The sequence below is a fragment of the Collimonas fungivorans genome, from assembly GCF_028292705.1.
GTDB lineage: Bacteria > Pseudomonadota > Gammaproteobacteria > Burkholderiales > Burkholderiaceae_D > Collimonas > Collimonas fungivorans_B.
This window is the reverse complement of sequence record NZ_JAQGLV010000095.1, coordinates 1-11,133: the sequence shown is the minus strand read 5'-3', so window position 1 is coordinate 11,133 and position 11,133 is coordinate 1. Positions and strand designations below refer to the sequence as shown.

At 62.0% G+C, this 11,133-nt stretch carries 10 protein-coding genes; 1 reads left to right on the top strand and 9 read right to left on the bottom strand.

Translation table 11 applies throughout. The features are described 5' to 3' along the window. The 4 genes from JWQ61_RS04835 to JWQ61_RS04820 form a co-directional block, all read right to left on the bottom strand. On the bottom strand, positions 1 to 1,166 hold a 1,166-nt coding region (locus JWQ61_RS04835), incomplete at its 3' end, for an SDR family NAD(P)-dependent oxidoreductase (protein ID WP_304359518.1). Positions 1,167 to 1,180: 14 nt separating this feature from the next. Then, a complete protein-coding gene (locus tag JWQ61_RS04830; RefSeq protein ID WP_304359517.1) occupies positions 1,181 to 2,464 on the bottom strand; it encodes an acetyl-CoA C-acetyltransferase in 1,284 nt (427 codons plus the stop codon). Positions 2,465 to 2,469: 5 nt separating this feature from the next. Continuing rightward, complete coding sequence (locus JWQ61_RS04825) at positions 2,470 to 3,384, bottom strand: lipase secretion chaperone (RefSeq protein ID WP_304359516.1); 915 nt, start codon at positions 3,382 to 3,384, stop codon at positions 2,470 to 2,472. Between the two features lie 2 nt (positions 3,385 to 3,386). Then, positions 3,387 to 4,319 (bottom strand): triacylglycerol lipase, encoded by a 933-nt coding sequence (locus tag JWQ61_RS04820; RefSeq protein WP_304359515.1) that lies wholly within the window; start codon positions 4,317 to 4,319, stop codon positions 3,387 to 3,389. 703 nt (positions 4,320 to 5,022) lie between these two features. Between JWQ61_RS04820 and JWQ61_RS04815 the strand changes: the two genes are divergently transcribed. After that, positions 5,023 to 5,616 carry a TetR/AcrR family transcriptional regulator gene (locus JWQ61_RS04815; RefSeq protein ID WP_304359514.1) on the top strand — a complete coding sequence of 198 codons (594 nt, stop codon included), beginning with the start codon at positions 5,023 to 5,025 and terminating at the stop codon, positions 5,614 to 5,616. Positions 5,617 to 5,700: 84 nt separating this feature from the next. Here JWQ61_RS04815 and pyk read toward each other — a convergent pair whose 3' ends face one another. The 5 genes from pyk to JWQ61_RS04790 form a co-directional block, all read right to left on the bottom strand. Next, positions 5,701 to 7,122 carry a pyruvate kinase gene (pyk, locus tag JWQ61_RS04810; RefSeq protein ID WP_304359513.1) on the bottom strand — a complete coding sequence of 474 codons (1,422 nt, stop codon included), beginning with the start codon at positions 7,120 to 7,122 and terminating at the stop codon, positions 5,701 to 5,703. Positions 7,123 to 7,245: 123 nt separating this feature from the next. Further along, entirely contained in the window at positions 7,246 to 8,532 is a 1,287-nt protein-coding gene (locus JWQ61_RS04805) for a glycerate kinase (protein ID WP_304359512.1), read from the bottom strand. Between the two features lie 182 nt (positions 8,533 to 8,714). After that, the gene (locus JWQ61_RS04800; protein ID WP_304359511.1) at positions 8,715 to 9,602 is read right to left on the bottom strand and encodes a 2-hydroxy-3-oxopropionate reductase; all 888 of its coding nucleotides are present in this window, start codon (positions 9,600 to 9,602) and stop codon (positions 8,715 to 8,717) included. Between the two features lie 50 nt (positions 9,603 to 9,652). Next, positions 9,653 to 10,432 carry a hydroxypyruvate isomerase gene (gene hyi, locus JWQ61_RS04795; protein WP_120234677.1) on the bottom strand — a complete coding sequence of 260 codons (780 nt, stop codon included), beginning with the start codon at positions 10,430 to 10,432 and terminating at the stop codon, positions 9,653 to 9,655. A gap of 18 nt (positions 10,433 to 10,450) precedes the next feature. Next, positions 10,451 to 11,133: thiamine pyrophosphate-dependent enzyme (locus tag JWQ61_RS04790; RefSeq protein WP_304359510.1), on the bottom strand; the 683-nt coding region annotated here is incomplete at its 5' end.

The following is an 11,133-nucleotide window of genomic DNA, read 5'->3' as shown; positions in this document are numbered from 1 at the left end:
GTTTCGATAAAACCGGGAGCCACGGCGTTGATACAAATGCCGCGCCCGGCAAGCAACGGCGCCTGCGCCGCGACATAACCGATCAGCGCCGCTTTCGTCAGCGCATAGTTGGTCTGTCCGAAATTGCCGGCCACGCCGCTGATGGACGACAGGTACACCAGCCGGGCCTGGTCGCGCAGGATATTTTCCGACAGCAGCATGCGGTCGATCGCCGCCACGGCGGAGAAATTGATGTCCACCACCTGGTCCCAGGACTGCTCTTTCATGTTGGCGAGGGTCTTGTCGCGCGTAATGCCGGCGTTATGCACCAGGATATCCAGGCGGCCGAATCGTTCCTTGAAAAAAACCATCAGCTGGCGCGGCGCATCCGGGCTGGCGATGTCCAGCAGCAGCGGTATCGCGCCGATCGCCCTGCAAGTCTCATGCAAGGCCGCGCTTGCCGCCGGGATATCCAGGCAGATCACTTGCACGCCTTCCTGCGCCAGCCGCTCCGCAGTTGCCTGGCCGATGCCGCGCGCGCTTCCGGTCACCAGCGCCACCTTGGCTTTGAGCGCTCCGTGGTAAACCAGCGACGCCGGTGCAGCCACCCGGGAGGTGACATGCATCGCTTGTCCGGTCACATACGTTGTCTGCACGCCGCAAAAAAAACGCACGACGCCCGCCAGGCGATCAATCGCATCGCTGGCGACATAGGCGAGGTTCACGGTGGCGCCGCGCGGTCCCAGTTCCTTGGCCAGCGAGCGGCTGAATCCTTCGATGCCGCGCGCCGTTGCCGCTGCTATCGGGTCGCCGCTTGCCGCAGGCAGAGCTGCCACGATCAGCACCCGGGCGTTGCGCGCTATCGAGCGCATCAGCGGGTGGAAAAAATCGTAGAGCGCACGATAGTCGGACGGACTGGTGCAGCCGGTCGCGTCCATGATCAGGATCTCAGGGCCGGCATCGGCGGTTTCCAGCGGCACGGCGCCGGCATCGCGCGCGACCTGCCACAGGCGGTCTATGGCATAGCCATTCTGCGAGCGGCCCAGCAGGATTTTTTTTCCCGCCAGCGGCTGTTCTGCATAAGGCCCTTCGCTGCGCGCCAGCTCAACCGGCGTCGGCAATCCCAACAGCTTGACGACGCCGGCGCCGAACCGGCTGCCGGACAATTTGATTAACAGGTCGGACATGAATACTGCTTTCTCTACTTTTCTAATATTGCGGTGACGCCTTGTCCGCCCGCAGCGCAAATCGAGATCAGGCCACGGCCGCTGCCTGCCTGCTCAAGTATTTTCGCCAGTGTCGCCACCACGCGCGTGCCGGTGGCGGCAAACGGATGGCCGGTGGCGATGGAACTGCCTTTGATGTTGAGCCGGGTGCGGTCGATGGCGCCAAGCGGCTGTTCCAGCCCAAGCTTGTCGCGGCAGAAATCGGCCGACTCCCAGGCCGCCAGGGTGCACAGCACTACCGCGGCAAAGGCTTCGTGGATTTCGTAAAAATCGAAATCCTGCAAGGCCAGCTGGTGCTTGCGCAGCATGCGCGGGATGGCATAGGCCGGTGCCATCAGCAAACCTTCGTGCTCGTCGATGAAATCGACCGCGGCGACTTCACCGGCAACCAGGTAAGCCATTATCGGCAAGCCTTTTTTCTGCGCCCACTCTTCCGACGCCAGCAGCACGGCGGAAGCGCCGTCGGTGAGCGGCGAAGAATTGGCGGCGGTGATCGTGCCGTTTTGCCGGTCGAAGGCTGGCTTCAGTTTGGCCAGCTGCTCCAGGGAGGAATTGGTGCGCAGGTTATTGTCGCGCGCCAGGCCGTGGTATGGCATTACCAGATCGTCGAAGAAACCTTCATCGTAAGCTTGCGCCAGGTTGACATGGCTGGCCAGGGCCAACTCGTCTTGCGCCTCGCGGCTGATGCCGTAGCGCGCGGCCGTGATCTGCGCATGCTGGCCCATGGATTTTCCGGTGCGCGGCTCGGCGTTGGCCGGAATTTCGGGAATCAGGTAAGACGGCTTGAGCAGGCGCAGCATGGCCATCAGCTTGTCGCCCTTGCTGCGCGCCGCATTCAGCTTCATCAAGCCACGCTGCAGGCCGGGATTGACGCCGACCGGCACGTCCGAGGTGGTATCCACGCCGCAGGCTATGCCGGCCTCGATCTGTCCCAGGGCGACCTTGTTGGCCACCAGGATGGCGGCTTCCAGCCCGGTGCCGCAGGCTTGCTGGATGTCGTAAGCCGGGGTGGCCGGATGCAGGCCGCTGTCCAGCGTGCATTCCCGCAGCATGTTCCAGTCGCGCGCATGTTTCATTACCGCGCCGCCGACGACTTCGCCCAGCAGTTCGCCCGCCAGTCCGTACTTGCCGACCAGGCCGCGCAGGGTGTCGGTCAGCATGGTCTTGTTGCTGAGTTCCGCATAGGCGGTATTCGAACGCGCGAACGGAATCCGGTTGGCACCGACGATGGCGACCCGGCGCGGAGGCAGCTTATTCATGGGGCTCATTTTTCATAGGCAGGCAGGCGTTTTTGTTCATTGGCATCAAACATCCTGTTTCTCAATTCCGCGATAGCGTCGGCATTGCTGAGCTTACTACGTTCTGCCAGGTAAGCGCTAATCCGGCTTTTCCAGGCCGCTTCGCCCTGGTCGACTTCCGCCATGCGCGCCGCCGCTTCAGGCGACAGGGCTGCCGCCCGCATGCGATAGACGTCGTCTTCGCTGGCGCCCTGCTGCCGCATCTTGGCAGCGCTATCCTCCAGCTTGACTATTTTCAGGGGCGCTGCCCGCGCTTCCCGCAACGACGCCGGCAAGGCGGCGTCCAGCGCGGCCAGCTTTGCCTGCTTCTGCGCCTCGCTCAGCGATTTGTCCTGGCCGATTTCCATTCTTGCCAGCGTATCCATGTCTTCGGTATCGCTGGAACCGAACATGCCCTTGCTTTCCACCGGGCTGAAAAAACGGGCGCGCAGTTCCTGCATTTTTTCCATGCGCTGCCGGATCGCCGCCAGGCCGTTGCCGCCCAGCTGCGGATTTTTATCCAGTTCGACCAGCGCGGTCTTGTATTCGATGTAATTCCCCAGCAGGCGCTTGGCCTCGCCAGCGGCGTTCGGCGTCAGGCGCCGTTCGAGTTCATGTTCGATTTCCTTGCGGATGGCAGCCAGCGGTTTCTCGCCCATGGCGCTCAGGTAATAGTCAAACAAGTCCACCAGCTGAGCGTCGACCACCAGCACGTCGCCGGCGGCAACCTTGATGTCGCCATCGGGGCGGGTTCCTTGCAGTGAGCGCACGAAGGGAAACAGGTCGGCTTGCGCGGCGGCTTTTGGCGCTGGAGGTTCCTCACGCGTCATCAGCAGCGGCACGGCAATGGCGGCGGCCAAAGCCGCCGCCCCGATCCAGACAAATGGATGTCGGATTTGCATGTTTACAGTCCCAGGCCTTTCAAGCGGTTGGCTTGCTGGCGATAGACCGTCTTCGGACTGGTTTCAAAAATATTCACCAGCCCAAGCACCTGGTTCACTTCATCCAGGTGGTTCATGCCGTAGTTGTCGCGGATCACGCGGCCCAGGTGGCTGCCGCAGCTGCTCACCAGGCCGTCGCTCTTGGCGCCGCCATATGCCAGCGAAAGCAGGGCCATGCTGCCGTCGCTAGGATCAAGCATATTGGTCAGAGGCTGGCCGCCGCTCCAGGAAAAATAGTACACGCCGCCCACCTGGTAATCGCCTTCGCCGCATGCGGTTGCAGGCAAGCCTTCAGGATGCGCCAGGTTGAATTTGGCCATGCCTGCGCTGGTCAGCGAATCGAGTGCCGCTACCGAATCCTGCGGATTGCCGCCGCCCGACAGTACATCGATCAGCTTGGTGAAACCGTTGGCAACCGATCCCAGCACTGCCTGGGTAAAGGAACCTGGCGCAACCACGCCGCGCAGGATATCGGCCACCGCCGCGCCCTTGTTAGGGCCGGCCACGCTGGACACTGATGCCACCAGCTGCGGCGCCACCGAGGCGACGTAACGGATGGTTGGGCCGCCGTGGCTGTGCCCGATCAGGTTGACCTTGGAAGCGCCGGTAGCCGCCAGCACCTGCTTGACATAAGTCAGCAACTGTTCGCCGCGCACTTCGGTGCTGTTGGCAGCCGACACTTCGGCCACGTAAACCTGCGCGCCGTCGGCATGCAGCGCTTCAGGGATGCCATAGAAATACTCGACCGGACCGATCTTGTCGAAACCGAACAAGCCGTGCACCAGGATGATCGGGTATTTGGTCTGGGTGTAGCCGGTAGCCGCCCAGGACGGCGCCGGCAGGACGGCCAAGGCGACCAGAGCGGCGCCAAGCCATTGCAAGAATTGCTTTTTCATTTTATGTATCTCCGAAAATTTTTATGAACTCGTTACTAGGGCCTGTTCCCACTTGATTTGGGAGTGCGAACGCGCGGCAGGCGTTGCAGGCCTAGGCGCGACGACGCGACGTAGCGGTGCTACGGCAAGGAGTCGCAACAACGGCATGTGACGCCTGCAGCCGTTCCCGGAGGGTTCAAAGCAAAATGTGCGCTGGCCGCGTTGCATGGCTTGCTGGGGCGGCCAGCCCCAGCTGCGCCACGCGCCTTGCCAGCACACGTTTTGCTTTGAACGCATCTCCCAAATCAAGTGGGAACAGGCCCTAATGAAACCACGTTCTGGATTACCTGATGGATTTCTCCTTTCCATTGCCAGCATCCTCGGTTTCCTGCCACTTCAACGAAGCACCGCTCTGCGGCGGCGTCTCATTTTCCTGCTAAAAATATCAATCTGACATCGCAGGCGGTCATCTGCCTGATGCACTCTAACATAGGCAAGCCTATTTAAACATAGGGTACCCTATTTTTATCATCCGGCGTCTTTTGACGGCAACCAGGACGATCGCTTATTGCGGTGCGGCCATCGATTCTTCGCGGGAAGCATGAACTATAATGAAGTGCAGCCGGTCGCCTCGCACCAGGATCCGCAGCCGGCAGGCGCGGGCGCCCCGGTTTGTACAACATGCCGTATCAGGGGAGAAACTGGAGTGTCGTCCGAGGAAACAATGCCTGAATCACCACGCCGCGCGAAAACAAAAAAAATCCTGTCCCCCGACGACTGGATCGATGCGGCAACCGAACTGCTGATCAGCAAAAGCATCGACGCCGTGCGGGTCGAATCGCTGGCGCGCGAGCTGGGTATTACGGTGGGCAGTTTCTACTACCACTTCAAGGACAGGAACGACCTGCTCTCCAAGCTACTGAAAAGGTGGCATGAGAGGACCACGACGCAAGTGCTGCGCACATTCGAGGGGCGCGTATTTTCGGCCGAGGAAGTACTGGACGAAGTGCTGGCCTTGCCCTTCCACGGCCTCACCGCGCGCCGTGCGGCGATGATCGAGTTCGCCATCCGCGCCTGGTCGCGGCGCGACGACATGGCGCGGCAAGCGGTGCGCGAGGTCGACCAGCAGCGGCTTACCTACTACAGCAAAGGCTTCCAGGGCATGGGCTTTGGCAAAGCGGAGGCCAACAGCCGGGCGTTTACCCTGTACAGCTTCCAGCTGGCGCAGTCGCTGCTGTGGGACCTGAATGACGACAAGGCCCGTAAAAGACAGCTGAACTTCACCAAGGAACTGCTGCTGGCGCCGCGCCAAAAGTAGCCTGCCGCTCGCCGCCTCAGGCGATCCCGCAAATAAAAAGGCCATGCATCAGCATGGCCTTTTTTGTTTCATCGGCAAACAGTTTTACTGCGGCCAGATCTCCGCCAAGCGCAGCAGGTTGGTGCTGCCCGCTTCACCAAACGGCATGCCGGCGGTGATGGCGATCTGGTCGCCGGCCTTGGCGAAACCTTCCTTGACGGCGGTCTGGCAGGCGGCAGTCACCATTTCGCTCTCGTTATGCACCTGGTCGCTGATGGTCGAATGCACCCCCCACACCAGCGCCAGCCGGCGCGCCGTCGACAGCTTGGGCGTGATGCTCAGGATCGGCGTCATCGGCCGTTCGCGCGCTGCGCGCAGGCTGGTGTGGCCGGAGCTGGTATAGGTCACCGTGGCTTTGGCGCCGATGATGCGGGTGACATCGCGCAAGGCGGAGCAGATGGCGTCGCTGCGGGTCGGCAGCGGCGACTCGTGTTGTGCGTCGAGCATGTTCTGGTACAGCGGGTCGCGCTCGACTTCAGTGATGATGCGGTCCATCATCGCTACCGCCGGCAGCGGATAAGCGCCGCTGGCCGATTCGGCCGACAGCATCACGGCATCGGCGCCGTCGTAGATGGCGCTGGCGACGTCCGAGGTTTCGGCGCGGGTCGGCACCGGCGAGGTGATCATCGATTCCAGCATCTGGGTAGCGATCACGGTCGGCTTGCCGTGCTGGCGGCAGACGCGCAAGATGCGCTTTTGCGCCCCAGGCACGCGTTCCGGCGGCAGTTCGACGCCAAGATCGCCGCGCGCCACCATGATGGCGTCGGATACCTGGACAATCGCATCCAGCTGGTCCAGCGCCGCCGGCTTTTCCAGTTTCGACAAGATGCTGGCGCGGTCGCCGATCAGGGCGCGCGCTTCCAGCACGTCTTCCGGCCGCTGCACGAAAGACAGTGCAATCCAGTCGACGCCCAGTTCCAGCGCGAACTTCAGGTCGCGCTTGTCTTTTTCGGTCAGCGCCGGAATCGGCAACACCGCATCCGGCACATTGACGCCCTTGCGGTCCGACAGCGAGCCGCTGTTGATTACCCGGGTGTGGATAGCCTGGCCGTTGCAGCTCAGCACCTGCAGCCGCACCTTGCCGTCGTCCAACAGCAAGGACTGGCCGCCGGCGATCACCTCGAACAACTCGGGATGCGGCAAGCACACGCGCTGGTTGCTGCCGGGCGTGGTGTCGCGGTCCAGCGTGAATTCCTGGCCGGCTTGCAGCGCTATCTTGCCGTCCGCGAAAGTGCCGATGCGCAGCTTCGGTCCTTGCAGGTCGGCCAGGATGGCGATCGGGCGGCCGACGGCTTTCTCGACGGCGCGCACGATGTCGTAGCGTTGCTGGTGGTCGGCGTGGGTGCCGTGGCTGAAATTGAAACGGAAGACGTCGGCGCCGGCTTCGAACAAGGCCTGGATGGTGTTCTGGTCGGCGCTGGCGGGGCCGAGCGTGGCGACGATTTTTGCTTTACGTTGACGGCGCATGATGAGCTTTCTGTAGAAGAGCGACCGGTAGATCGGCCAGTTGAGCGGCGGGAATACCTGCGCCCGCCTGGAATGGCGGCAGACGCAGCATTTTCATGATTTGGGAAGTCGGGTCCGGCGCAATCAGAGAATCAGGATGGCGCGGAAATCGTTGACGTTGGTGCGCGTCGGCCCACTGACGACCAGGTCGCCCAGCGCGCTGAAAAAACCGTAGCCGTCATTGTTGTCGAGCATGGCGCGCGGACGCAGCCCCAGTTCCGCCGCCTTGCGCATGGAATCAGGCTGGTAGATGGCGCCAGCGTTGTCTTCGGAGCCGTCGATGCCGTCGGTATCGCAGGCAATCGCGTGGATATCGGGAAAGCCGTCCAGCGCGGTCGCCAGGCTCAGCAGGAATTCGGCATTGCGGCCGCCGCGGCCTTTGCCGCGCACGGTGACCGTGGTTTCACCGCCGGAAATCACCACGCATGGCTTGCTGAACGGTTGCCCGCGCCGTGCGATCTGGCGCGCCAATGCCGCATGCGCCAGGCCGATGTCGCGTGCTTCGCCTTCCATTTCATCGGACAGGATATACGGGGTCAGACCGGCAGCTACGACGGTAGCCGCGGCGGCATCCAGAGCGTCTTGCGCGGTGGCGATCACATAATGCTGGTTGCGCTCCAGGCGTGGATCGCCGGGCTTGGCGGTTTCGCCGGCGCCGGATTCCAGATGCTTGAGGATCGCTTCGGGGGTTTCGATATTGTATTTGCGCAGCACCGCCAATGCGTCGGCGCACGTGGTCGGATCGGCCAGGGTCGGGCCGCTGGCGATGATGCCGGGATCGTCGCCCGGGATATCGGAAATCATCAGCGTCACTACCCGCGCCGGCGCGCAGGCCAGCGCCAGCCGCCCGCCCTTGATGGCGGACAGGTGCTTGCGCACGCAGTTCATTTCAAAAATATTGGCGCCGCTTCTCAGCAAGGCCTTGTTGATCGCTTGTTTCTGTTCCAGCGAAATGCCTGGCGCCGGCAATGCCAGCAGGGCCGAGCCACCGCCGGAGATCAGGCACAGCACCAGGTCGTCGGCAGTCAGCCCCTGGACCAGCTCCAGCATGCGCGCCGCTGCCTTGCGGCCGGCTTCGTCCGGCACCGGATGAGAAGCTTCCACCACTTCGATCCGCTTGCAGTCCGCTCCGTGGGCGTAACGCGTCACCACCAGGCCGGATATCTCACCCTGCCAGTGATCTTCCACCGCCTTGGCCATCGCTGCCGCGCCTTTGCCGGCGCCGATCACCAGCGTGCGCCCCTTGCCGCTCGGCGCAGGAATCCTGGCCAGGTATTCGGGCAGGCATTTGGCGGCGCTGACGGCGTCGACCGCGGCCTGGTACATATCGAGGAGGAGTTGGCGAGGTTTGATGCTGTTCGCGGTAGTCATGCTGTTATACCTTGATCTATGAAGCAGAGTGTCTCGAAAATTTTTGTATTTATGGTGGTGCGACCGCAGCTTTTATCAGCTGGCTTGTTTTTATAAAACGATAACATATTTTGCGGACCGGAGCGCCGCGCGTTCCGATCCGCCAGTTCAGGCAACAATCTTACCTCTTGGTTACGCCTTGGTCAGGCCTTGGCGATTTCGTGGTTGGACATGATCTCGATCGCACGGCACAGCGCCGAGTGGTCAAGCCCGCTCAAGCCGTGGGCAGCGCAGGAATTCATCAGCTCTTGCGCCACTGCGGTGTTCGGCAACGATACGCCCAGCGCCTTGGCGCCTTGCAGGGCCAGGTTCAGGTCCTTCTGGTGCAGTTCGATGCGGAAGCCTGGAGTGAAAGTCCGTTTTACCATGCGTTCGCCATGCACTTCCAGGATGCGCGACGCCGCAAACCCGCCCATCAGGGCTTGCCGCACACGGGCCGGATCGGCGCCTGCCTTGGAAGCAAACAGCAAGGCCTCGGCCACCGCCTGGATGTTCAGCGCGACGATGATCTGGTTGGCTACCTTGGTAGTCTGGCCGTCGCCGTTGCCGCCAACCAGGGTGATGTTCTTGCCCATCAGTTCGAACAAAGGCTTGGCGTCGTTGAACGCGCCTTCGGAGCCGCCCACCATGATGGTCAGGGATGCCGCCTTGGCGCCGACTTCGCCGCCGGACACCGGTGCATCCAGGTATTCGCAGCCCAGCGCGTTGATCTTCTTGGCGAAGCCCTTGGTGGCGATAGGCGAAATCGAGCTCATGTCGATCACGACCTTGCCGCCGGTCAGGCCTTCAGCCACGCCCTTTTCGGCGAACAGCACCGCTTCCACGTGCGGCGTGTCCGGCACCATGATGATGATGACGTCGGCACGCTTGGCGACTTCGGCGCCGGAGGTGCAGACGGTGGCGCCGCCGTCGATCAGCGCTGCCGGCGGGTTCTTCTGGTCATGCAGGTACAGTTTGTGGCCGCCGCGCTGCAGGTTTTCCGCCATTGGCGCGCCCATGATGCCGAGTCCGATAAAGCCGATTTTTGCCATGATATTTCTCCGTAATTTTTAAAAATGTCTGCCGCTGTTAGAGAACGCGCTTAAAGACCGTGCGCAGCGCGCCAGCCCAAGCCGTCGACGGTGCCGGCCTTCGGCTTGTACTCGCAGCCGATCCAGCCGTCGTAACCGATCTCTTCCAAGAACTTGAACAGGTAGTGGTAATTGATTTCGCCGGTGCCCGGCTCGAACCGGCCCGGATTGTCGGCCAGCTGCACATGCTTGATCTGCGCCAGGTTGGCCTTGATGGTATTGGCCAGCTCGCCTTCCATTCTTTGCATGTGATAGATGTCGTACTGCACGAACAGGTTGCTGGAACCGGTGGCCTTGATCAGGTCCAGCGCTTGCTTGGTGCCGGTCAGGAAGAAGCCCGGGATGTCGAAGCTGTTGATCGGCTCGATCAGCAAACGGATCCCTGCGGCCTGCAATTTATCGGCAGCGAATTTCAGGTTGCTGACCACGGTGGCGCGCGCCAGTTCGGCGCTGACGCCGGCCGGCACGATGCCGACCAGGCAGTTCAGCTGCTTGACGTTAAGCACCTTGGCGTAGCGGATCGCATCGTCGACGCCTTGCTGGAATTCGCTGACGCGGTCCGGGTGGCAGGCGATGCCGCGTTCGCCGGCTTCCCAGTTGCCAGCCGGCAGGTTATGCAGCACCAGTTCCAGGCCGTTGGTGGCCAGCTTGTCGGCGATCTGCTCGGCGCGGAACGCATACGGGAACAGGAATTCCACTCCCTTGAATCCCGCCTTGGCTGCGGCATCGAAGCGGTCCAGGAACGACAGCTCGGTGAACAGCATGGTCAGGTTGGCGGCTAGTTTTGTCATGTCGTTTCTCCTGAAAGGTCAGTCCAGCAAGGACACGGAAGTCGGTGCATGGCTGCGCTGCGTCGCCAGTTCTTCGAACTCGTTGATGTTGTCGATCTCGGTGCCCATGGAAACGTTGGTGACGCGTTCCAGGATGATTTCCACCACTACCGGCACGCGGAATTCCTTCATCCAGCGCTTGGCCTGGGCGAATGCATCCTGGATCGCGTTCGGATCGGTGACACGGATCGCCTTGCAGCCCAATCCTTCCACTACCGCGACATGGTCGACGCCATAACCGTTGAGTTCCGGCGCATTGATATTTTCAAACGCCAGCTGCACGCAATAATCCATCTCGAAACCGCGCTGCGCCTGGCGGATCAGGCCGAGGTAAGAGTTGTTCACCACCACGTGCAGGTAAGGCAGGTTGAACTGGGCGCCCACCGCCAGCTCCTCGATCATGAACTGGAAGTCGTAGTCGCCGGAAATTGCCACCACATCACGCTTCGGATCGGCGACGCAGACACCGAGCGCTGCCGAAATGGTCCAGCCCAGCGGGCCGGCCTGGCCGCAGTTGATCCAGTGACGAGCGTGATACACGTGCAGGAACTGGGCGGCGGCGATCTGCGACAAGCCGATGGTGCTGACGTAGCAGGTATCGCGGCCGAAGGCGCGGTTCATTTCTTCGTAGACGCGCTGCGGCTTGACCGGCACGTTGTCGA

Bases quoted from the DNA above. Each gene is read 5' to 3' on its own strand.
- JWQ61_RS04830 (WP_304359517.1), bottom strand. From the start codon at position 2,464: ATGAATAAGCTGCCTCCGCGCCGGGTCGCCATCGTCGGTGCCAACCGG.
- JWQ61_RS04825 (WP_304359516.1), bottom strand. From the start codon at position 3,384: ATGCAAATCCGACATCCATTTGTCTGGATCGGGGCGGCGGCTTTGGCC.
- JWQ61_RS04820 (WP_304359515.1), bottom strand. From the start codon at position 4,319: ATGAAAAAGCAATTCTTGCAATGGCTTGGCGCCGCTCTGGTCGCCTTG.
- JWQ61_RS04815 (WP_304359514.1), top strand. From the start codon at position 5,023: ATGCCTGAATCACCACGCCGCGCGAAAACAAAAAAAATCCTGTCCCCC.
- pyk (WP_304359513.1), bottom strand. From the start codon at position 7,122: ATGCGCCGTCAACGTAAAGCAAAAATCGTCGCCACGCTCGGCCCCGCC.
- JWQ61_RS04805 (WP_304359512.1), bottom strand. From the start codon at position 8,532: ATGACTACCGCGAACAGCATCAAACCTCGCCAACTCCTCCTCGATATG.
- JWQ61_RS04800 (WP_304359511.1), bottom strand. From the start codon at position 9,602: ATGGCAAAAATCGGCTTTATCGGACTCGGCATCATGGGCGCGCCAATG.
- hyi (WP_120234677.1), bottom strand. From the start codon at position 10,432: ATGACAAAACTAGCCGCCAACCTGACCATGCTGTTCACCGAGCTGTCG.